Origin of the sequence: Streptomyces sp. NPDC048643, assembly GCF_040650615.1 — a bacterium.
Taxonomy (GTDB): domain Bacteria; phylum Actinomycetota; class Actinomycetes; order Streptomycetales; family Streptomycetaceae; genus Streptomyces.
Genome location: NZ_JBEZHO010000017.1, coordinates 85,475 through 106,842, shown reverse-complemented (window position 1 = coordinate 106,842; position 21,368 = coordinate 85,475). Strand labels below are relative to the sequence as shown.

16 protein-coding genes are annotated in these 21,368 nt (G+C 71.6%); 8 read left to right on the top strand and 8 right to left on the bottom strand.

What is annotated here, in order from left to right; genetic code table 11:
* Positions 1-16: 16 nt before the first annotated feature.
* Complete coding sequence (locus AB0C62_RS19170) at positions 17-505, bottom strand: GreA/GreB family elongation factor (protein ID WP_362974611.1); 489 nt, start codon at positions 503-505, stop codon at positions 17-19.
* A gap of 258 nt (positions 506-763) precedes the next feature.
* Between AB0C62_RS19170 and AB0C62_RS19165 the strand changes: the two genes are divergently transcribed.
* Positions 764-3,076, top strand: a complete 2,313-nt coding sequence (locus AB0C62_RS19165) for an FdhF/YdeP family oxidoreductase (RefSeq protein WP_362974609.1) — start codon at positions 764-766, stop codon at positions 3,074-3,076.
* Between the two features lie 133 nt (positions 3,077-3,209).
* Here the strand turns inward: AB0C62_RS19165 and AB0C62_RS19160 are convergent, their stop codons facing one another.
* The gene (locus AB0C62_RS19160; protein WP_362974607.1) at positions 3,210-4,853 is read right to left on the bottom strand and encodes a peptidoglycan-binding protein; all 1,644 of its coding nucleotides are present in this window, start codon (positions 4,851-4,853) and stop codon (positions 3,210-3,212) included.
* 164 nt (positions 4,854-5,017) lie between these two features.
* Entirely contained in the window at positions 5,018-5,479 is a 462-nt protein-coding gene (locus tag AB0C62_RS19155; protein WP_362974605.1) for a peptidoglycan-binding protein, read from the bottom strand.
* 316 nt (positions 5,480-5,795) lie between these two features.
* Between AB0C62_RS19155 and AB0C62_RS19150 the strand changes: the two genes are divergently transcribed.
* Together AB0C62_RS19150 and AB0C62_RS19145 are read left to right on the top strand one after the other, a co-directional pair.
* Complete coding sequence (locus AB0C62_RS19150; protein WP_362974603.1) at positions 5,796-6,746, top strand: peptidoglycan-binding protein; 951 nt, start codon at positions 5,796-5,798, stop codon at positions 6,744-6,746.
* On the top strand, positions 6,743-7,681 hold the full coding sequence (locus AB0C62_RS19145) for a DUF2690 domain-containing protein (RefSeq protein WP_362974601.1): 939 nt from the start codon (positions 6,743-6,745) through the stop codon (positions 7,679-7,681). The genes AB0C62_RS19150 and AB0C62_RS19145 overlap by 4 nt, the downstream gene beginning before the upstream one ends.
* A gap of 130 nt (positions 7,682-7,811) precedes the next feature.
* Here AB0C62_RS19145 and AB0C62_RS19140 read toward each other — a convergent pair whose 3' ends face one another.
* Entirely contained in the window at positions 7,812-8,681 is an 870-nt protein-coding gene (locus tag AB0C62_RS19140; RefSeq protein WP_362974599.1) for a helix-turn-helix transcriptional regulator, read from the bottom strand.
* A 101-nt stretch (positions 8,682-8,782) separates the two neighbouring features.
* Here AB0C62_RS19140 and AB0C62_RS19135 point away from each other — a divergent pair, with 101 nt between their 5' ends.
* Together AB0C62_RS19135 and AB0C62_RS19130 are read left to right on the top strand one after the other, a co-directional pair.
* Positions 8,783-9,478 carry an SDR family NAD(P)-dependent oxidoreductase gene (locus tag AB0C62_RS19135; protein WP_362974597.1) on the top strand — a complete coding sequence of 232 codons (696 nt, stop codon included), beginning with the start codon at positions 8,783-8,785 and terminating at the stop codon, positions 9,476-9,478.
* Positions 9,479-9,488: 10 nt separating this feature from the next.
* A complete protein-coding gene (locus tag AB0C62_RS19130) occupies positions 9,489-9,992 on the top strand; it encodes an SRPBCC family protein (RefSeq protein ID WP_362974595.1) in 504 nt (167 codons plus the stop codon).
* 231 nt (positions 9,993-10,223) lie between these two features.
* Here AB0C62_RS19130 and AB0C62_RS19125 read toward each other — a convergent pair whose 3' ends face one another.
* Entirely contained in the window at positions 10,224-11,477 is a 1,254-nt protein-coding gene (locus AB0C62_RS19125; RefSeq protein ID WP_362974593.1) for a magnesium and cobalt transport protein CorA, read from the bottom strand.
* A 146-nt stretch (positions 11,478-11,623) separates the two neighbouring features.
* On the opposite strand from AB0C62_RS19125, the gene AB0C62_RS19120 reads away from it, so the two are divergent.
* The gene (locus AB0C62_RS19120) at positions 11,624-12,730 is read left to right on the top strand and encodes a winged helix DNA-binding domain-containing protein (protein ID WP_362974591.1); all 1,107 of its coding nucleotides are present in this window, start codon (positions 11,624-11,626) and stop codon (positions 12,728-12,730) included.
* A 178-nt stretch (positions 12,731-12,908) separates the two neighbouring features.
* Here AB0C62_RS19120 and AB0C62_RS19115 read toward each other — a convergent pair whose 3' ends face one another.
* The 3 genes from AB0C62_RS19115 to AB0C62_RS19105 all read right to left on the bottom strand — a co-directional run bounded on the left by AB0C62_RS19115 (position 12,909) and on the right by AB0C62_RS19105 (position 17,959).
* Positions 12,909-13,700 (bottom strand): serine protease, encoded by a 792-nt coding sequence (locus AB0C62_RS19115; protein ID WP_362974589.1) that lies wholly within the window; start codon positions 13,698-13,700, stop codon positions 12,909-12,911.
* Positions 13,701-14,009: 309 nt separating this feature from the next.
* Positions 14,010-16,859, bottom strand: coding sequence for an AAA family ATPase (locus AB0C62_RS19110; RefSeq protein WP_362974587.1), 2,850 nt, complete (start codon positions 16,857-16,859; stop codon positions 14,010-14,012).
* A gap of 236 nt (positions 16,860-17,095) precedes the next feature.
* Positions 17,096-17,959, bottom strand: a complete 864-nt coding sequence (locus tag AB0C62_RS19105; RefSeq protein WP_362974585.1) for a LuxR C-terminal-related transcriptional regulator — start codon at positions 17,957-17,959, stop codon at positions 17,096-17,098.
* Positions 17,960-18,060: 101 nt separating this feature from the next.
* On the opposite strand from AB0C62_RS19105, the gene AB0C62_RS19100 reads away from it, so the two are divergent.
* Positions 18,061-19,740, top strand: coding sequence for an AMP-binding protein (locus tag AB0C62_RS19100; RefSeq protein WP_362974583.1), 1,680 nt, complete (start codon positions 18,061-18,063; stop codon positions 19,738-19,740).
* On the top strand, positions 19,737-21,356 hold the full coding sequence (locus tag AB0C62_RS19095) for an AMP-binding protein (protein WP_362974581.1): 1,620 nt from the start codon (positions 19,737-19,739) through the stop codon (positions 21,354-21,356). Before AB0C62_RS19100 ends, AB0C62_RS19095 begins: the two co-directional genes overlap by 4 nt.
* Positions 21,357-21,368: the final 12 nt, after the last annotated feature.

The following is a 21,368-nucleotide window of genomic DNA, read 5'->3' as shown; positions in this document are numbered from 1 at the left end:
GTCCGGTGACCCGCTGTCAGCCGTCGCTGCCGGGCGCGGTCCCGTCGCCGAGGGAGACCACCTCCGCGCTCTCCTCGCCGTCGGGAGCGTCGAAGACCACCGTGTCCCCGGGCCGACGGCCGAGCAGTACGCGCCCGAGGGGGCTGTCGGCGGTGACCAGCGTCCTGTCCTGCGCCACGGCGGTCTCGCCGATCTGTACGGTCTCCACGCTGCCGTCGCCGAACCGGACGGTGACCGTGCTGCCCACCCCGACCAGACCGGTGGGCGGAGGCCCCGCCACGTCCGCCTGACGCAGCCGCGTGGTGATGTCCCTGATGCGATCGTCCAGCCGCCGCTTGTCGTCGGCGCGCTGCAACTCGTCCGCCTCGTCGGCACGGTCGCCCACGTCGGCGTCCGAACCCCGCAGGGTCGCGGCGACGGTGTCGCGCTCGGTGTGGAGGTCGGCGAGTTCCTGTTCGAGGGCCTGCCGGGCGGTCTCGCTGATCGGCGCTGGGTCGCTGGCCATGCCTGCTCCTCGGGATAGGGAACTGCTCGACATCACGTGCACGACGTCGCAAACATGTCGATCGTAGGTCGAATCGCGACGATATGTGATGTATGGAATCGTGGGACGCGGTGTTCCCCGACCATCCGGACACCTCGCGGTGTCCCGCGAGTGAGGGAGGTCCCGCATGTCGTCGAAGCGACGCCGGAAGAAGAAGAGCAGGCGCAAGCACGCAGCGAACCACGGGAAACGGCCCCAGTCCTAGGCGCGGTGAGACTCTTGAACGCATCCCGGAACGGCCACGACGGTGTGGAGCCCCATGTGGGGCCCACCCCGGAGGGTGAACCGGAGTTCCATCCGTATCACCACCCGGCGGCCGGCTGGGGTGCGGCCAAGAGCGTCACCCGCGTTCTGGTGGCTGAGAAGGCGCTCGTGGACGGTCCCCGCGCGATCATGCGCATGAACCACGAGAGAACGGGCTTCGACTGTCCGGGATGCGCGTGGCCCGACGACACCAAGGGCCTGCACCTGGACATCTGCGAGAACGGCATCAAGCACGTGACGTGGGAGATGACCGGCAAGCGCGTCGGCCCCGAGTTCTTCGCCGCGCACTCGGTGAGCGAACTCTTCGAGTGGAGCGACTTCGACCTGGAGGACCAGGGCCGGCTCACCGGCCCCATGGTCTACGACCCCGAGTCGGACCACTACGTGCCGATCAGCTGGCGCGACGCGTTCGAGCTGGTCGGGCGGACCCTGCGGGAGCTCGACGACCCGAACCAGGCCTCCTTCTACACCTCGGGCCGCCTCGGCAACGAGCCGACGTTCCTCTACCAGTTGATGGCCCGGGAGCTGGGCACGAACAACCTGCCCGACTGCTCGAACATGTGCCACGAAGCCAGCGGCCGCGCGCTGACGGCGTCCCTCGGCACCGGCAAGGGAACCGCTGACCTCAAGGACTGGGAGACCACCGACGCCCTGTTCATCATGGGTGTCAACGCCGCCTCCAACGCGCCCCGGATGCTCACCGCCCTCGCCGAGGCCTACGACCGCGGCGCCCAGATCGTGCACATCAACCCGCTCGTCGAGGCCGCGGCGACCCGCACCATCGTTCCGCACGACTTCACGGACATGGCCCTCTTCAAGGCGACGCGGACCAGCACCCTGAACCTCCAGGTGCGCATCGGCGGCGACATGGCGCTCCTGCGCGGCATGTCCAAGGCGGTCCTGGAGCAGGCCAAGACCGACCCCAAGGCGCTCGACCAGGAGTTCATCGACCGGCACACGGCCTACTTCGACGACTACCGCGCGGTGTGCGAGGCCACGTCCTGGGACGAGATCGAGCGCCAGTCCGGCATCGACCGCGACGGCATCCTCAAGGCCGCGAAGGTGTACCGCGAGGCGGACCGCTCCATCATGAGCTGGTGCCTCGGCGTCAGCCAGCACGAACACGGCGTCGACACCGTACGGGAGATCGTCAACCTCCTTCTGCTGCGCGGCAATCTGGGCCGCGAGGGCGCCGGACCGTCACCGGTGCGGGGCCACAGCAACGTCCAGGGAAACCGGACGTGCGGCATCGACCACCGGCCCGGCGAGGAGTTCCTGAACCGGCTGGGCGAGGTCTGCGGGATCGACCCGCCCCGCGAGCACGGCATGGACACGGTCGCGACGATCCAGGCCATGCGGCGCGGCGACGTGAAGGTGTTCGTGGGCATGGGCGGCAACTTCGCCCTGGCCGCGCCGGACACCCCGTACACCTACGCCGCGCTCCGTCAGTGCGACCTCACCGTCCAGGTGAGCACCAAGCTCAATCGCAGCCACCTCGTGCACGGCCGGCGGGCGCTCATCCTGCCGTGTCTCGGCCGGACCGAGAAGGACCACCAGCGCGGCGGCATCCAGAGCACCTCCGTCGAGGACTCGATGAGCATGGTCCACCTGTCCATCGGCATGAAGCGCCCCGCCTCGAAGCACCTGCTGTCCGAGCCCGCCATCATCGCCGGAATGGCCCGCGCCGCCCTCCCCGACAGCGCCACCCCCTGGGAGTGGTACATCGAGGACTACGACCGCATCCGCGACACCATGGCGCAGACCCTCGACGGCTTCGAGGACTGCAACCGCCGCGTCCGCCTCCCGCTCGGCTTCCGCATCAAACAGCCCGCCCGTGAACTGGTCTTCCTCACCCCGAGCGGCCAGGCCGAGTTCTCCACCGCGCCCCTGCCCGACGTGGTCCCCGCGCCCGGCACCCTGGCGCTCGGCACGATGCGTTCCCACGACCAGTGGAACACGACGATCTACTCGGACAACGACCGCTACCGAGGCGTCAAGAACCTGCGCACGCTCGTCTTCATGAACGAGGACGACATGCGCGAACGCGGTGTCTCCGAGTTCGACCCGGTCGACATCGTCGCCACCGCCAAGGACGGCACCCACCGCCGCCTCGACGGCTACCTGGCCGTCCCCTACGACATCCCCCGCGGCTGCGCGGCCGGCTACATGCCGGAGATGAACGTCCTCTGCGCGATCGGCGACTACAGCCTCCAGAGCGACCAACCCCTGATGAAACACGTCAAGGTGACGATCGAGAAGCACGGTTGAGCGCAGGCGTACGGGGCCGGCGGTGTGCGACCGCCGGCCCCGACCTTCCCCCGTGGTCCTGCCCCCGTTTCCCCGTTTCCGCGGTCTCCGCAGCCTCGTTCAGCTCGGTCGGTTCAGTCGGTCCGGCGTCCGGTCAGCGGACCCGGATGAAGAGGACGTCGTAATTGCTGTTCGTGCTGCGGCTCTTGACGTAGACGCCGTCGCTGCCGCCGTTGGGATTGCCGGTGTTGCCCTCGACGGCGGTGAAGCTGGAGCCGGACACCGTCCGCACGATGCCTATGTGCTCGTGACCGCCGGTGAAGTCGTTGCCGCCGTTCCAGTCGTAGGCCACGATGTCGCCCGGCTGCGGACTGGTCGTCACCGACAGATGGTAGTTGCCGGCCCGCGCCTGCTTGACCCAGCCGGAGACGTAGGTGTTGCGGTAGGACGTGGCTCCGGTCTGCTTGCCGACCCAGCTCACGAACGTGGCGCACCACGCGTAGTCGTCGGTGGACAGCGACAGGCCCACGGCGGACCCGTAGCTGTTCGCCCGGGCGCTGCCCTCGACCGTTCCGGCCTCGGCCTCCGCCACACTGAGGATCTTGCCGTACCCGCCGCCGGGCGCGGGCGACGACGGCGGGGTGACCGTCCCGTACAGCGCCGCCTTGGTGTTCGGGCCCACGTGGCCGTCGACCGAGAGGCCCTTCTCGGACTGGAAGTCCCGCACGGCGCTGTCGGTCAGCGACCCGAAGTCGCCGTCGACGGCGAGGTCGGCACCGTGGTGGTTGAGCAGACTCTGCAGCTCGGTGACGCAGCCGCTCTTCTGCCCCTTCACGATCTCGCTCGGGCAGGAACCGGAGTTCAGGTTGACCGGCGCCGGCGCTCCGTTGCCGCCACCGCCGCCGATGTTCGAGTACAGCGCGGCCTTGGTGTTCGCGCCCACCTCACCGTCGGCCGACAGACCGCTCGCGGACTGGAAGGATTTCACGGCCGCCAGCGTCAGCGGGCCGAACCCGCCGTCGACGTCCAGGTGTTGGCCCTTGCCGTTCAGCAGGGCCTGCAGCGTGGCGACGCAACCACCGCTCTGCCCCTCCACGATGTTCGCCGGGCACGAGGCCGACCTCAGGTCCAGGCCCGTCGACGGCGACTCGTCGGTGTCGTACAGCTCCCGCTTGGTGTTCGCGCCGACCTGACCGTCGGCCGACAGACCGTGGGCGGACTGGAAGCTACGGACCGCGGTCTCCGTCCCCGCCCCGAAGTCCCCGTCCACCTCGACCGAGTAGCCGTGATGGCGCAGCAGCCGCTGGAGCTCGCTGACGCATCCGCCCTTGTTGCCCTTGACGACGTTCGCCGGGCACGAGGAGGACATGAGGTTGACCGGTGCCGGCGCCGAACCCCCGGTCGCGTACAGCTTGCTCTTGGTCTGGGGGCCCACCCGCCCGTCCACGGCGATCGCCGTGGCGGCCTGGTACTCGCGCACCGCGTAGTAGGTGTTCGCCCCGAACTCACCGTCCACCTGCAGACCGGCACCGTGCGCGTTGAGCAGCGTCTGCAACTCCGTGACGCAGCCGCTCGTCTGGCCCTGCACGATGTCGGTGGGACAGGACGACGAGGTCAGCTTGATCGCCGCCGGTGCGGCCGCCGCGGGGCCGGCGCCGAGCAGCACGCCGGTCGAGAGCATCGCCGCGGTGGCGGCGAAGGTCCCGAACCGGAGCCGCCACCCCGGACCGCCGCGGACGGGGTCCCGGTGGCGAAGGCTCTCGCTGTCGGCGGGAGCGTGGATCGCAAGTCTTCCCATGGCTGTGGGACAACTCCTTCGATGATGGGTGGGCTTGCCTCAGCGAGCCCTGTCCGGGCTCGCCGCGATGTTCACGGAGCCTGCGCCCGACCGCCGTACCGCGGCCCGCCTTCCCGGAGAGGGAAAGCGGGCCGCGGGGTGGGTTCACGGGGCGGCAGGACCGTTCAGCAGGGGTAGAGGGACGCGAAGTCGTTGGCGAACCGTTTGAACGCGGCCTTGGTGTCCGCGCCCGGGTCGCCGTCGATGGCGTCGTTGTAGTTCCAGCCGAACTTGAGCATGCGCTGCAGCGCCTTGATGGTGTTCGGACCGGGGTCGCCGTCGATGCTGTCGGTGTAGCTCCAGTACGCCCGGAGGTGGCGCTGCATCGCCTTCCAGCTGTTGGTGCCCAGCTGGCCGTCGATGCTGCCCGTGTAGCTCGCCGGAGCGTCGCGCATGAAGCACTGGACGTACTTGGCCTGCGTGGTGCTCAGGCCCAGGTTGTTCGTCGCGAGAATGGAGACGGACTGGGTCCGCGGGGTCTGTGCGGGCGCTGCGAAGCCGGGTCCGGCGGTCGCCAGGCCGCCGGCGGCGAGTCCGATCACTGCGGCGGTACCTACCAGGGCCCTGGCCAAGACTGTCGATCGCATACGTCGTTTCCCTCTCGGGTCGTCGGGCACACCTTCCACGGCTGTGGTGCAGGTGGCGAGACGAGAGTGCGTCGTGAGGGGCGAGGGGGACCAGGGTTGCGCCGCAAGTGAGGTCCCCGCGGGACGTCCCGCGCGCTGACCTGCGGGGACACCGTCCCGAGAGACGGTTCGCCGGGACGGCGGTGACGGCCGTGGCGCGATGGCACTTGGGTGCAGCAACCACGTTGCCGTGCGGCGGGGTGTCCGCTGATGCACAATGCGACGGCACAGGGGGCACTGACCATGGCCACTGATCATGAACGCGTGGTGGGGGAACATGTCGCGTTGGAAAGCGCTGCCTGCGGAACTCGACCCGCGCGTACGGCAGTTGCTGGTGCGCTTACGCCGGCTGAAGGATCACAACGGACTGACCATGCGGCAGCTCTCGGCCCGGACGGGCTACAGCGCGAAGTCGTGGGAGCGGTATCTGAGCGGCCGGTCGGTGCCGCCGCGCGACGCGGTGGAGGCCCTGGCCCGGATCGGCGGTGAGGACCCGACCCGGCTCCTCGCCCTGCACGAAGTCGCCGTCGAGGCACGGCGGGACAGGCCGTCGGGCGCGCCGGAACAGGCCGTGAGGGCACACGCCGTGACGGAACCCGCCGTCACGGAACCCGTCATTGCGGAACCCGCCGTCACGGAACATGCCGTTACGGAACCGGTGATGACGGAGTCGGCCCTGTCGGACGCGGCCGAAGCGGTCCCGGCCGCACCGGAGGCAGTCGCGCCGGAGCCGGTGCGGGAGCCGGCTCCGGTGACGATGCCGACGCGGGCCGCCGAAGGGCCCCGAATATCCCGGCGGGCGCTGAGCCTCGCCCTCGTCTCGGGCTGCGTGGCCCTGGTGCTCGCCGCGTCGGCGGCGGTGCTCGTGGCCGTACGGTTCATGGACGACGGCAAGGGCGGCGGACCGGCGCCCGCCGGGCATGCCGCGTCGACCGCCGCGGCGTCACCGGCAGCGAAGGCCGCGTACAGCTGTCACCTGGAGCGCATCGACGGGCGCTGGTACGCGGGCAACAGCCGGGCCACCAGAGCCACGGTGGCGTACGGGAACTCCGGGCCGCAGGTGGCCGAGGTGCAGTGCCTGCTCCGCCGGGCGGGGATCTCACCGGGCGGCATCGACGGGATGTTCGGTCCGTTGACGATGGGCGCGGTCGAGCGCTTCCAGAGACAGGCGCACCTCGACGTGGACGGCATCGCCGGGCCGCGCACCTGGAAGGCCCTGCGGGGATGACACCGTCACCCGAACACGCCCGACTCGCCGCCGAATTACGGGCGTTGCGGGAGCGTACCGGTCTGAGCCTGTCCGGCCTCGCGGCGAAGACCGCGTACAGCAGGTCGTCCTGGGAGCGCTACCTCAACGGCAAGGCGCTGCCACCGCGGCAGGCGGTACAGGAGCTGTGCCGACTGGCCGGTGAGCCGGAGGGACGGGCCCTCGCGCTCTGGGAGATCACGGAGTCCGGATGGAGCGGCCGGGCGAAGGAGGCACCGCGGCCTGCGACGGTGCCGCAGGCGACGGCGACTCCGCGGCCCGAGGCGACACCGCGACCGACGGTTGCGCCGCCAGCGGTAGCGCCGCCGACGGTGGTGTCCGCTCAAGTCGGCCCGTCCTCCGGCCAGTTGTTGCCCCGGCCACCCTCCGGGCCGTCCGGCCGACGGACGGCGACGCTCATGGCCGTCCTGGCGGCGGTGTGCGCCCTGGCCGTCGCAGGAGCGACGGTGGCGCTCGTCGTGCTGACGCGCGGCCACGGCGCCGCGCACCGCGCCGCCGCGCCGGCCTCGTCGGCGGCCCCGTCCTCGAACCGTCCGACCTGCCGCGGAGCGGCCTGCGAGGGCCTGAGCCCGATGGTCACGAAGTGCGGCGCCGAGCCCGAGACCCTTGTCCGGCGCCGCATGTCCACCGGTGCCTGGATGGAGGTGCGGTACAACCGCTGGTGCGGGGCGAGTTGGGCGCGGACCTGGGGTGCCCGCGTCGGCGACCGCATCGAGATGACCGCGGACGGCGCGGGAAGCCCGGTCCGCCGTGCCAAGATCAAGGACGACGTCGACACCGATGCCTTCGTCTACACCCCGATGACGGCGACGCTCCCCGGCACGGTCGTCAGGACCTGCTTCCTGCCGGCGGCGAACGACACGAAGGAATGCTTCGACAGCCGGGTGACGCAGTGACCCACTGGGCCGACGCACGCCCAGCATCAGCAGGGCCGTCATCCGCAGCCGGCTCATGCGCCTGTTGCTCCAGGTGGACACCCATCTCAACCCGCGCCACAAGCCATGTGGCGCCGGCGGGTCTGGCTCGTCAGGCAGATCCTGAAGGGGCGTCGATGGTGCCGGTGACGCGGGTGAGGTCGAGTTTGGTGGCGTCCTCGGTACCGGGCTCGGCCGTGTAGACGACGACCTTGAGGTCGGTGTCGCTGTCGGTGAGGATGTCGCAGTCGACCGTGATGTTGCCGACGGTCGGGTGCCGAACGGTCTTGCGGTCCTCGGAGTGGGTGGCGACGGCGCCCTCCTGCCACAGCTGGGCGAAGCGCGGGTTGCCGTCGGTGGTGCGGCGCAGCAGGCGGGTGAGTCGCGGGTCGTTGGGGTAGCGGGCGGAGGCCCTGCGCAGGTCCGCGACGATGGCGCGGTCCGATGCTTGGGGGTCCCGCTCGGTGACCGGCCAGGTGGCGAGTTGACCGCGGTCGGATGCGACGGGGAAGCGGGCGCGCACGAGGCTGCGGTCGTCCGGTGGGATGGTGGCGGGGTCGCCGAGGAGTGAGGCCCAGCTGCGGTTCCACCACAGCAGGCGCCAGTCCGCGGCGAAGACAGCCACCGGGGTCTCACCCAGTCGCTGGATGACGCGCTGCATGCCCGGCGGAATGTGGTCGGTGATCGTGCCGTCGTCCGGTGCCCGAAGGCCGGCCAGCTGGTACAGGTGATCGCGTTCGGCGCGGTTCAGGTGCAGCGCACGGGCGAGAGCCCCGGCGACCTGGGCCGAGGGGGTGGTGGAGCGTCCTTGTTCGAGGCGCACGATGTAGTCGACGGACAGGCCGGCGAGCTCGGCCAGTTCCTCGCGGCGCAGACCGGAGGTTCTGCGGCTGTGCCGTGCCGGGAGCCCCACTGCGGCCGGGGACAGCCGGTTGCGCCAGGAACGGATCGTGGCACCCAAACCGGTCTCGTCTGCGCTCATGACCCCATTGTGCGGCGTACCGGGCCGGTGAGGGTGGTACCCGTTTTCCTACCGAAAGGCCCTCCCTGGCTGTTCTCTCTGCGGGTGCCGATGCTGGATCCATGAACATCACCTTCATCACGGGGGCCAATAAGAGCCTCGGTTTCGAGACCGCCCGTCGCCTCAGCTCCCTGGGCCACACCGTGCTCCTCGGCGCCCGCGACCCGCAGCGCGGCCAGGCCGCCGCCGCCAAGCTCGGTGCCCGTTTCGTGCAGATCGACGTCACCGCCGACGCGTCTGTCGCCGCGGCTGTCGCCGACATCGAGGCCCACGAAGGCCGCATCGACACGCTCATCAACAACGCCGGCATCCCCGGACCGGCCGTGCCCGCCGAGCAGCTCACCGCAGCCGACGCCTCGCACGTCTTCGAGACCAACGTCGTCAGCATCGTCCGCGTCACCAACGCCTTCCTGCCGCTGCTGCGCAAGGCGCAGCACCCGGCCGTGGTGAACGTCAGCAGCGGCATGGGATCACAGGCCCTGACCCACGACCCCGAGCGCGTGGAATCGCAGTTCCCGATGCCGCTCTACACCGCCTCCAAGGCGGCGGTGACGATGCTGACCACGCAGTACGCCAAAGCCCTGCCGGACATCCGGGTGAACGCAGCCGACCCCGGCTTCACCGCCACCGACTTCAACGGACACCGTGGCACCCAGACCGTCACGGAGGGAACCGACGCGATGGTGGCGCTCGCGACCGAGGACCCGGACGCCGGGACGGGCCGTTTCATCGACCGCTTCGGCCCCGTCAGTTGGTAAGGACACGACCATGAGACTTGTCAATGACGGAGACGTCAGCGTTCCGGTCACCGTGCAGACCCGCACCGCGCTCTCTCCGCGAGAGGCGTTCGACATCATCGTGCCGATCGACCTTTCCCTCGTCTTCACCGGCTGGGGCCCCTTCCCCGGCGTCCGCGGCGCGAAGAACCAGACCGGGGACTGGGACGCGGCCGGGCAATCGCGGAACCCGGACCTCACCGACGGCTCCACCGCCGTCGAGCGCCTGACCCAATACACGGCCCCGCACTCCTTCGCCTACGAGATCACCGGCTTCACCAACGCGATGCGACGCCTGGTCAGCGGGGTGCGCGGGGAATGGACCTTCAGCCCCGACGGAGACGGCACCCTCATCCGCTGGACCTACGAATTCAAGCCGCTGCCCGGCCGCGGCCTGCTCCTGCGCCGGGCCGTGGCACCGCTGTGGCGGCGCTACATGATCGACGGCGTGAACAAGGCGGCCCTGGTGGCGGAAGAGATCGCCCACCGACGGTGACTCACTCCGGTCCGCAGGAGGCCCTGGTTGCCCCTGAACGCGCACGTGAGTTCTCTGCCCCCGGAGGATGCGTCGGCGTCGAGGCTCCCACAGGCCAACGCCCTCAGTCGCAGCAGGCCGCCCGGGGTGGAGTGCGGCGCATTCTCCCCTTCATCTTCATCCTCCAACGAGTTGTCGACGAAAGGGCTTTGGGCGCCACGCCCTCGCGGCAGCACCTCACCGCGAGACCGCTCAGAGCCAGTCCCGTCGCTTGAAGATCACGTACAGGCTGGTGCACACCACCGCCATCAGGAAGATGGCGAAGGGGTATCCGAGTACCCAGTGCAACTCCGGCATGTGGTCGAAGTTCATGCCGTAGATCGTCCCGACCAGCGTCGGGGCGAACAGGATGGCGGCCCAGGAGGAGATCTTCTTGATCTCCTCGTTCTGTTCGAAGCCCGCCTCCGCCAACGCCCGCATCTCCGCGTTCTGTTGCTGGGTCACCAGCGTCGCGTTGACCGTCAGGATGTCCGTGAGCGCCTGGCGGAAGCCGTCGACGCGTTCGCTGGTGTGGGTGACGTGGTCGGCGACGTCGCGGAGGTAGCGCTGGAGTTCGTCGTCCGTGCCGTACTTGGCGAAGCCGGCCATCAGACCGTGCAGCATGCCGACGAGCGGGCGGGTGGCGCGCTGGAACTCGACCATCTCGCGGGAGAGTTCGTAGATACGGCGGGACACCGCGGGGTCGCCGCGGAACACCTCGGTCTCGATCTCGTCGATGTCGTTCTGGACTCCGGAGACGACCGGCACATAGCCGTCGACGACCGAGTCGAGGATCGCGTAGAGGACGGCCTCCGGTCCGAGCCGCAGCAGTTCGGGGCTGTCCTCCATACGGCGGCGCACCGCAGAGAGGTCCGGCGCCGCACCGTGCCGGACGGTGATCACGAAGTCCGGCCCCACGAACACGTGCAGCTCGCCGAAGTCGACCTCCTCGACCGCGTCGAGATAGCGGGCGGCGCTCAGGACGACGAAGAGCGTCTCGCCGTAGCGCTCCAGTTTCGGCCGCTGGTGCGCCTCCATCGCGTCCTCGACCGCCAGCGGATGCAGGTCGAACTCCGCCGCCAGTGACAGCAGTTCGGCCTCGGTCGGACGGGCCAGGCCGATCCACGCCATGCCGTCCGGCTGCTCGCGCAGCTCGCGGAAGGTGTCGGCCAGGGACTCCGGGGTCGAGACGCGCACCCCGTCGCGGTACAGCGCGGCCTGCACGACGCTGGCGACCTCGGAGGGCTCGGGCGCGGACTGCTCGTCGTCCGGTGCCGGAGGCCGCGTGGGCGCCGGAGAAGGTGCGGCGAGGGCGCGGCGCCAGACGGACTTCCGCGTCTCCTTCGCGCTCTTGGGGCTCCCGGGCGTCCTCGACTCCCCGGCGTTCCCCGCCGTGTCGCCGGGGTCCTGCCGGTCCCGCTGCCGGCGCGGGTTCTTCGAGGCTGAGCGGGCGCGTCGCTCCGACATCGCGGCTGCCTCCAGAGTCGACCGTACGTCTGTGTGATCACTGAGCAGGATATACGGGGCATACGGCCTGGGAGCATCCGGCGGCGGCGCGATCGCGGCGGAGTTGCGGACAGAGGGTGTCCGCGACCGGGGCTACCGTGCGCAGCATGACGAAGACGACCGCGACGGCCCCCGTGCTCGGCACCCGCGCCCTCAACCGGGCGACCCTCGACCGTCAGCTCCTGCTGCGCCGCTCCCCGCTGTCCGCGACCGCCGCCGTCGAGCACCTCCTCGGTCTCCAGGCGCAGAACGTGAAGCCGCCGTACTACGCGCTCGCCGCCCGGCTGGACGGGTTCCGACCCGAGGAGCTGTCGGCCGCGATGGAGGCCCGTGACGTCGTCCGGATCGTCACCATGCGCTCCACCATCCACACGCACACCGCCGAGGACGCCCTCACGCTGCGCCCCCTGGTGCAGGCGGCGCGTGACCGGGAGCTGGGCCAGTTCCGCAAGGGGCTCACCGGCGTCGACCTGGACCGGCTCGCCGTGATCAGCCGTGAACTGGTGGAGGCCGGGCCGCGCACGATGAAGGAGCTGCGCGAGACGCTGCTCGTCGAGTGGCCGGACGCCGACCCGTTCGCGCTCTCCGTCGCCGCCCGATGCACCCTGCCGCTCGTGCAGGTCACCCCGCGCGGCCTGTGGGGCCGCAGCGGCCAGGTCGCCCTCACCACCGCCGAGCACTGGCTGGGCCGCCGCGCCGAACCGGCCCCGGCACCCGACGCGACCGTCCTGCGCTATCTCGCCGCCTTCGGGCCCGCCTCGGTCAAGGACATGCAGACGTGGGCCGGCCTGACCCGGCTCCGTGAGGCCTTCGAGCGGCTGCGGCCCGAGCTGCTGGTCTTCCGCGACGAGAACGGCGTGGAACTCTTCGACCTCCCCGGCGCCTCCCGTCCGGAGGCCGACGCCCCGGTTCCGCCGCGCTTCCTGCCCGAGTTCGACAATCTGCTGCTCTCCCACGCCGACCGCTCCCGGGTCGTGCCCGCCGACCTCAAGGGCCGCAGCTGGCAGGGCAACCAGGCCTACTGCACCCTGCTCGTCGACGGATTCCTCGCCGGCCTGTGGCGGCTGGAGGAGAGCGCGCTCGTCGTCGAGCTCTTCGGCAGGCTGACCAAGGGGCAGCGGGCGGAGGTCGTCGCGGAGGGGGAGCGCATGCTCGCGGTGATGCACCCGGGGCAGGGGCAGGCCGTCCGCTTCGGGACGGTCGCCCGGCCCTGACCGGGGCCGCACGGCGACGGGACGTGAGGGGCCGGCGGACAGGGGGCGCTGCGGGGAAGCTGTCCGCCGGCACGCGAGGGGCGGCCGGGAGGTGGATGGGGAGCGTTGCGGGCCGCTCGTGGAGGCCCGCAACGCCCCCCTGCTATCACCTGAGGGGTACTCAGGAAGTCTTCGGTGACTACGAGTTGACCTGCGCGGTCACGAGGCTGGAGAACGTCGTCAGCCGGGTGTAGACACCCGGGTAGCCGGCCTCCGCGCAGCCCTCGCCCCAGGAGGTGATGCCGGCCAGCACACCGCCGATCAGCAGCGGGCCGCCGCTGTCGCCCTGGCAGGTGTCGACGCCTCCCGAGCTGTATCCGGCGCAGACCATGTCGGAGGCCACGTAGTCGGAGCCGTAGGAGCTCGCGCAGCTGGAGCTGGAGACGATCGGCACGGTCGCGGTGCGCAGCTGGTTGGAGGAGCCGCCGTTCTCCGAGGTGGTGCCCCAACCGACGATGCGGGCCGAGGTGCCGGTCGCGTACACGCCTGTGTCCGCGGAGGAGACGTACTTGGCCGTGGTGTACGACATCGCCGTCGACAGGGTCAGGACGGCCACGTCGTCGCCGTTGGTCGCGTCGGTGTAGTCGGGGTTGATCCAGATCTTGCTGACCTTGCTGACGGTGCCGTTCGTGCCGTTGAGGTACGTTCTCCCGCCCACGACACGGACGCTTCCGGTGGACTCGCCGACCATGCAGTGCGCTGCCGTCACCACCTTGTTGGCGGCGACCAGGGTGCCGCCGCAGAACTGGTTCTGCGAGGCGTCGGTGATCTGCATCATGAACGGATAGGCGGTCGTGGTGGTGGTCGTACCGCCCACGATGGGCTGGGGTTCGGCCACGGCGGAGGGGGCGCCGAGCAGCACGGTCGCGGCGGCGGCAGCGGTCGCCACGCAGACGGCGGCGGTCTTCTTGGCACGGTCGAGCCCGGACATGGGTCTCCTTGGAAGTTGCCGGTGGGGGGACGCGCGGGTGTGGGGGGTGAGTCACGGCGCCCATGGCGGGGGTGCCGTGTGCCCGAGCGAGCGGCATGGCCACACGCTAGGGCGTGCGGTCACTCTTCCCCAAGGAGGGAAGCCCCTCGTGGGGTCGGCGGAGGGAAAACCCTTGGCCGGACCGGTCGGGGTTTGGCGCGCGCGTCGCCCGGTTGATCCCGGCCCGGAGCGTCCGCCCGGCGTCGGCCGTTCACCCGAAGGGGTCAGCGGGGGCGCCGTTTCCCGTAGGACGCCGGAGCGGAAATCCGCTCAGTCGGCCCTGCGTTCCGCCGCCAACCGGACGATGTCGACCCGCGACCGTATCCCCAGCTTGCGGTAGACCCGGGTGAGCGTGGCCTCCACGGTCTTCACGCTGATGAACAGGCGCGCCGCGATCTCGCGGTTGGTGGCGCCCTCCATGACGAGGGCGGCGACCTGCCGCTCGGTCGTGGCGAGGGTGTCGAGGGCGGCCGGGGCGAGCGGCGCCGCGGTCGGGCGGTGCGCGGCGGCCGTCTCGACCTGCCGGAGCCAGGGCAGTGCGCGGCACCGGCGGAAGAGGCGGGCCGCCTCGTCGTAGGCGGTGGGCCCGGGCGAGGGAGTCCCTCCTGCCCGGGCGGAGCCGAGAGGGTGGGGGAGGGCGCGCAGCCCGGCCAGGGCGTACGCGGCACGCGCCTCCTCCAGACCGTGGCCGAGCTTGGCCAGACGGTCCTGCGCGGAGGCCAACTGGCGCTCGGCGGAGCCCTGTTCGCCGCGCGCGGCACGGACCAGGGCCTCGGCGCGGTCGAGCACGGCGAGCACGCTCTCGCGTTCCAGCCGCAGCGCGCGCTGCCGGGTCACGTCGATGACGTCCTGCGCCTCCGCGGCCTCGCCGACCCGGACGAGGGCCTCGGCGAGGTCTCCGTGCCAGCGTCCGCGTGCGGGGTCGACGACACCGAGCCCCTCCTCCAACTCCCTTACGCGGCGCAGGGACTGAACGCACGCGGGAGCGTCCCCCGCGACCAGCTGGGCGTGCCCCAGGGCGCCGAGCGCGCGGGAGAGGTAGACGAGATCACCGTCCTCCTCGGCCCGGTCCACGGCCTCCCGGGCGAGTGCGAGAGCCCGGTCGACGTCACCGCCCGCCGCCTCCGCGAGCGAGGTGAGCATCGCGGTCGCGGCCTCTCCGATGCCCGTGTCGCGGGCCAGCCTGAGGCTCTCCCGGGACAGGTCGAGGGCGCGGCCGCAGTGCCCGGAGCGCAGTTCCGTCTCGGCGAGCCCGCGCAGGAAGTGCAGTTCGCTCTCGACCATGCCGCGCCGCTGCGCCTCGCGGAGCAGCGCGGTGACGGTCGTGCGGGCCTCGGCGAGCCGGTCTCCCATGACCAGCCAGCGGAAGCGGGCCGCACCGGCGCCGTTGTGGTCGCAGGCCACCCGGGGGTCCTGCGGTTCACGCATCGCCCGCTGGATGGTCGCGGGCGCGTCCGGGTGCCCCATCAGGGTCTCCATCTGCGCCTGGAAGCCGAGCGCGAGGAGTTCGGTGCGGCGGTCACCGGCGCGGGCCGCGAGCCGCGCCGCGTGGGCGGCCTCCTCGCGGGCCGTGGCCATCTCGCCGTCCATGAGCAGGGCGCGCCAGGCGAGTTGGTAGCGGACGAGGGCCACCAGGCCGGGGTCGTCGCCAGCATCCGCGAGGGCCTGCGGGAAGACGGCGTCGATCTCGGCCATGGCCTGCCCGGCGGAGTCCACGACGACCATCCAGGCCCGCACCCGATCGGCGGGGGCCGTGGCCCGCGCCAGCACCTGCCGCGCGATGTCCCGCGCGAGGTCCGTCTCCCCGGCCGTCAGCGCGTCCTCGGCCGCCTGCAGCCGCCGTTCGTCCGGGCCCGGCCGGGTTCCCGCCGGGGTGTGCCGGGCGGCGAGCAGGCCGAGCCCGACCGCGACCGAGGGCGCGCCCCGGTCCCGGGCGGCCGTGGCCGCCTCACCGAGCCGGGCGGCGACGGCGGGGTCGGTGCCGGTGGTGGACAGGGCGAGGTGGCGGGCCCGTTCGATCGGGTCGGAGGCGGCGCCGGACAGGGCGGCGTGTGCCGCGCGCCGTTCCTGGGCGCCCGCCTCCGCGTAGAGCGCGGCCGAGACGAGGGGGTGCGCGAAGCGGATACCGGGTGTCTCGCGTTCGGTGGCGAGCAGCCCGAGCGCGGCGGCCGAGGCGGTCTCCGCCTCCGCGTTCACCCGGCCCGCCGCGTGCAGCAGGGCCAGGGTCGGGCGGGCTCCGGCGCTCGCGACGAGGAGGGTGCGGCGGGCCTCGGGGGAGAGCATCTCCAGGCGGCTGAGGACGAGCGCGCGCAAGGACGTCGGCACGGGGAGCGGCTCGCCGGGACTCGGCGGCGTGGGGGACTCGGCGAGGGCGCGGCCGAGTTCGAGTGCGAAGAGCGGGTTGCCGCCGCTGGTGCGGTGGATGTCGCGCACCGTGGAGCGGGACAGGCCGGTGTAGCCGCGCCGGCCGAGGAGTTCGGTCACGTGGGTCCGCGACAGCGGGGTGACCCGGACGGCCAGGGTCTCCGGCGGGGACGCGCGTAGATAGCGGTCGTGTTCCTGGGCCTGCGGTTCGGTGTCCGTACGGACGGCGCAGAGCATGCGGACCGGCATGCCGCCGAGCCGGCGGGCGGCGAAGCCGAGCAGTTCGGCGCTGGCCGGATCGAGCCACTGCAGGTCGTCGGCGACGATCAGCACCGGACCGCGCGCGGCCAGGGCCCGGAACGCGGAGAGGACCGCGAGCCGCAGGGCGAGCCCGTCGCGCTGGAGGGTGGACTCACCGCGGCCGGTGAGGGCCGATTCCAGGGCGGTGCGCTGCGGCGGGGGCAGCCGGTCGGCTATCTCGTCGACGACCAGACCGAGGAGATCGGCCAGCGCGAGGAAGGGGAGATGGGATTCGGACTCGGTGGACGAGCAGCGCAACACGGTTCGGGCCGATTCGGCGCATTCGGCGGCCAGCGCCCGCAGGACCGTCGATTTCCCTATTCCCGCGGGGCCGTGCACGAGCACACTGCCGCCGTCGGCGAGCTGCTCGCGGGCACCGGTGAAGAGTTCCTCCCGGCCGATGACCAGGTCGGGGCGCGTCCTCGCAGGTTCCTGGAAGTCCCCTCGCACGGTCACCGCTCCCCTCACGTGTCGTGTCCGGGCCAATGTTAGGCAATGTCTCTTTGAATTTCGGACAGTCGGGGTGGTGAGGGAAATAACAGCGGCTCCGCATAGCTCATTTCAGAGCACCGCGGATTGAATGGCAGACCCCAGGAAGGCAGTTCCGCCGGACCGGTGGGCCTCGCCGCCCCGCGGAACGAAGCGTCCCGCAACGGAGGGGCGCGCGCCACCGTCACGGACGCGTGTTCCTGTCACGGCAGCAACCCGGCCCGGCGCGCGGCGACGACCGCCTCCAGACGGGTGTGAGCGCCGAGTTTGCGCATCGCCGAGCGCAGATACCCCTTCACCGTCTCCGGACGCACACCCAGCCGGGCTGCCGCGATCGCGTTGGTCGAACCCGCCGCCACACACGCGAGGACGTCCAGCTCGCGGGGCGCGAGACCCGCGTCGCGCGAGGCCACCTCCTCGGTCGGTGCCGAGGCGTCGGCCAACCGGCCGCACACGGAAAGCAGTTCGGCCCGCAGCCGCGGGTCGGCGATCCGCGGGGCCAGCGCCCGCAGCGCCCCGTGCGCCTCCCGCACCTCCTCCCACGCCGCGCCGCCCGTGCCGCGGGCCCCGTCCGCCGCCGGGCCGGACGCGCGCACGACGCCGAGCAGCGCCCGCGCCTCGTCCCGCACGACCAGCTCCTGCTCCACGTCCCGGGCCGCCGCGACGGCCGCCCCGAGCGTGCGGTCCCCCAGCGGCTGCGGTGAGCGCAGGGCCCCGTACAGCACGCCGCGCACCCGCCGTCGTACGACCACCGGAACCGCGAGGACGGAACAGAGCCCCTCCGTCGCCACCGCCACGTCGTACTCGTGGCTGATCTGCCGGGACGCCGAGTAGTCGGTCACCGCGCAGGGCCGGGCGAGGGCCACCGCCTTGCCGCCCAGGCCGTTGCCCGAGGAGACCCCGAGGGCGCTCAGCGCGGCCGTCGACGTGCCGCTCAGCTCGCTGATGCGGATCAGCCGGCCGCCCGGGTCGACCAGGCCGCCGAAGGCGACGGGCAGCCCCGTCGCGCGGCGCAGCCGCACCAGCGCGCCCCGCACCTCCACCGCCTCGGCTGTGTCTGCTGCCACCTGCTCGCCCCTTCGTCGCGGCGCACCCCCGTTCGGGGGTGGTGAGACCTGCATCACGGAATACACGATGGTAGGCGGCGGTCCGGCAACGAGGAGGAAACATGACGGCGACCACGGGTGCGACGGAGGAGTTCCGCGCCGCGCGGGACTTCCTGCTGAAGCACCGCGAGGACTGGACCACGGCCTACGAGGGCTTCCGCTGGCCCCGCCCGGAACGCTTCAACTGGGCCCTCGACTGGTTCGACGTCATCGCACGGGACAACGACCGCACCGCCCTGCACATCGTCGAGGAGGACGGCGACCGCGTCCAGGTCTCCTTCGCCGAGATGGCCGAGCGCTCCGACCGGGTCGCCAACTGGCTGCGTGAGCGGGGCGTGCGGGCCGAGGACCGCGTCCTCGTCATGCTCGGCAACCAGGTCGAGCTGTGGGAGACCGCCCTCGCCGCGATGAAGCTACGGGCCGTCGTCATCCCCGCGACCCCTCTCCTCGGCCCCGCCGACCTGCTCGACCGGGTCGAGCGCGGCCGGGTGCGGCACGTGATCGTCCGGAGCGAGGACGCCGGGAAGTTCGACACGGTGCCCGGCCGCTACACCCGCATCACGGTCGGCGGCGCACACCCCGGCTGGCAGTCGTACGAGGACGCGGCCGACGCCGACGCCGCCTTCGAGCCCGACGGCCCCACCCACGGGGACGACCCGCTGATGCTCTACTTCACCTCGGGCACCACCGCCCGGCCCAAGCTGGTGGAGCACACCCACGTCTCGTACCCGATCGGCCACCTGTCCACCATGTACTGGATCGGCCTCAGGCCCGGCGACGTGCACCTGAACATCTCCTCGCCCGGCTGGGCCAAGCACGCCTGGTCGAACCTCTTCGCTCCGTGGAACGCGGAGGCGACCGTGTTCCTGCACAACTACACCCGCTTCGACGCGGGCCGGCTGATGGCGGAGATGGACCGCGCCGGCGTCACCACCTTCTGCGCCCCGCCCACCGTGTGGCGGATGCTCATCCAGGCCGACCTGACCCAGCTGCGCACCCCGCCGCGCGAGGCCGTCGCCGCCGGTGAGCCGCTGAACCCCGAGGTCATCGAGCAGGTCCGGCGTTCCTGGGGCGTCACCGTCCGGGACGGGTTCGGACAGACGGAGACCGCCGTCCAGGTGTCCAACAGCCCCGGCCAGCGGCTCAAGACCGGCTCCATGGGCCGGCCCAGCCCCGGCTTCCGCGTCGAACTCCTCGACCCGGTGTCCGGCGCGCCCGGCGCCGTCGAGGGCGAGATCTCCCTCGACCTGTCCGAGCACCCGGTGGGCGTGATGACCGGGTACCACGGCGAACCGGACCGTACGGCCGAGTCCATGGCGGGCGGCTACTACCGCACCGGCGACATCGGCTCCCGCGACGCCGACGGCTACATCACCTACGTCGGCCGCGCCGACGACGTGTTCAAGGCCTCCGACTACAAGATCTCGCCGTTCGAGCTGGAGAGTGCCCTCCTGGAGCACGAGGCGGTCGCCGAGGCCGCCGTCGTCCCGGCCCCCGACGCACTGCGCCTCGCCGTCCCGAAGGCGTACATCGTGCTCGCCGCAGGCTTCGAGCCGGGGCCCGACACCGCCAAGGTGCTCTTCGAGCACGCCCGTTCGGTGCTCGCGCCCTACAAGCGCATCCGCCGCCTGGAGTTCGGCGAGCTGCCCAAGACCGTCTCCGGCAAGATCCGCCGGATCGAGCTGCGCGAGGCCACGGCCGCCGGCTCGGACGCCGAGTACCGCGAGGAGGACTTCCGGTGAGCGAACCGTCGTACACGCACGGGACGAGCGGCACGCCGCTGCTCGGCGACACGATCGGCGCCAACCTCGACCGCGCGGTGGCGGCCTGGCCGGACCGCGAGGCGCTCGTCGACGTGCCGTCCGGACGCCGCTGGGCGTACGCCGAGTTCGGCGCAGCCGTCGACGAGTTGGCGTACGCGCTGCTCGCCAGTGGGGTCGCCAAGGGCGACCGGGTGGGCATCTGGGCCGTCAACTGCCCCGAGTGGGTGCTCGTCCAGTACGCCACCGCCCGCGTCGGCGCGATCATGGTGAACATCAACCCGGCCTACCGCACGCACGAGGTCGAGTACGTCCTCAAGCAGGCCGGGATCTCCCTGCTGTTCGCCTCCCTCAGCCACAAGGGCAGCGACTACCGGGCGATGGTCGAGGAAGTACGGCGCGGATGTCCGGAGTTGAGGGAGACCGTGTACATCGGTGACCCCGGCTGGGAGGCGCTGCTCGGGCGCGGCACACCGGACCTGGCGGAGGAACTCCGGGTTCGTGGGGCCGAGTTGTCCTGCGACGACCCCATCAACATCCAGTACACCTCGGGGACCACGGGCTTCCCCAAGGGAGCCACGCTCTCCCACCACAACATCCTCAACAACGGCTATTTCGTTGGGGAGTCGATCGCCTACTCCGAGCAGGACCGGATCTGCATCCCGGTGCCCTTCTACCACTGCTTCGGCATGGTGATGGGGAACCTGGCCGCCACCTCGCACGGCGCGTGCATGGTCGTCCCGGCCCCGTCGTTCGACCCGGCGGCGACCCTGGAGGCCGTGCAGCGGGAGCGGTGCACCTCGCTCTACGGCGTCCCCACCATGTTCATCGCGGAGCTGAACCTCCCCGGCTTCGCCACGTACGACCTGTCCACCCTGCGCACCGGGATCATGGCGGGCTCGCCGTGCCCGGTCGAGGTGATGAAGCGGGTGGTCGCCGAGATGCACATGGCGGAGGTGTCCATCTGTTACGGCATGACCGAGACCTCGCCGGTCTCCCTGCAGACGCGCCGCGACGACGACCTGGAGCACCGCACGGGCACCGTCGGACGGGTCCTGCCCCACCTCGAGGTCAAGGTCGTCGACCCGGTGGACGGCGTGACCGTGCCGCGCGGCGGCGCCGGAGAGCTGTGCACCCGCGGCTACAGCGTCATGCTCGGCTACTGGGAGGAGCCCGAGCGGACCGCCGAGGCCGTCGACAGCGGGCGCTGGATGCACACCGGGGACCTCGCGACGATGCGGGAGGACGGCTACGTCGAGATCGTCGGCCGCATCAAGGACATGATCATCCGTGGCGGCGAGAACATCTACCCGCGCGAGATCGAGGAGTTCCTCTACGCCCACCCGAAGATCGCCGACGTCCAGGTGGTCGGCGTCCCGCACGAGCGCTACGGCGAGGAGGTGCTCGCCTGCGTCATCCCGCGCGACCCGGCGGACCCGCTCACGCTGGAGGAGCTGCGGTCCTTCTGCGAGGGCCGGCTCGCGCACTACAAGATCCCCAGCCGGCTGCGGGTCCTGGAGTCCTTCCCGATGACGGTGTCGGGCAAGGTGCGGAAGATCGAACTGCGCGAGACGTACGCCGAGCAAAACCCCGGGTGACGCCCCCCGACG

Bases quoted from the DNA above. Each gene is read 5' to 3' on its own strand.
- AB0C62_RS19130 (WP_362974595.1), top strand. From the start codon at position 9,489: ATGAGACTTGTCAATGACGGAGACGTCAGCGTTCCGGTCACCGTGCAG.
- AB0C62_RS19125 (WP_362974593.1), bottom strand. From the start codon at position 11,477: ATGTCGGAGCGACGCGCCCGCTCAGCCTCGAAGAACCCGCGCCGGCAG.
- AB0C62_RS19150 (WP_362974603.1), top strand. From the start codon at position 5,796: ATGTCGCGTTGGAAAGCGCTGCCTGCGGAACTCGACCCGCGCGTACGG.
- AB0C62_RS19160 (WP_362974607.1), bottom strand. From the start codon at position 4,853: ATGGGAAGACTTGCGATCCACGCTCCCGCCGACAGCGAGAGCCTTCGC.
- AB0C62_RS19100 (WP_362974583.1), top strand. From the start codon at position 18,061: ATGACGGCGACCACGGGTGCGACGGAGGAGTTCCGCGCCGCGCGGGAC.
- AB0C62_RS19155 (WP_362974605.1), bottom strand. From the start codon at position 5,479: ATGCGATCGACAGTCTTGGCCAGGGCCCTGGTAGGTACCGCCGCAGTG.
- AB0C62_RS19120 (WP_362974591.1), top strand. From the start codon at position 11,624: ATGACGAAGACGACCGCGACGGCCCCCGTGCTCGGCACCCGCGCCCTC.
- AB0C62_RS19140 (WP_362974599.1), bottom strand. From the start codon at position 8,681: ATGAGCGCAGACGAGACCGGTTTGGGTGCCACGATCCGTTCCTGGCGC.
- AB0C62_RS19170 (WP_362974611.1), bottom strand. From the start codon at position 505: ATGGCCAGCGACCCAGCGCCGATCAGCGAGACCGCCCGGCAGGCCCTC.
- AB0C62_RS19145 (WP_362974601.1), top strand. From the start codon at position 6,743: ATGACACCGTCACCCGAACACGCCCGACTCGCCGCCGAATTACGGGCG.
- AB0C62_RS19115 (WP_362974589.1), bottom strand. From the start codon at position 13,700: ATGTCCGGGCTCGACCGTGCCAAGAAGACCGCCGCCGTCTGCGTGGCG.
- AB0C62_RS19135 (WP_362974597.1), top strand. From the start codon at position 8,783: ATGAACATCACCTTCATCACGGGGGCCAATAAGAGCCTCGGTTTCGAG.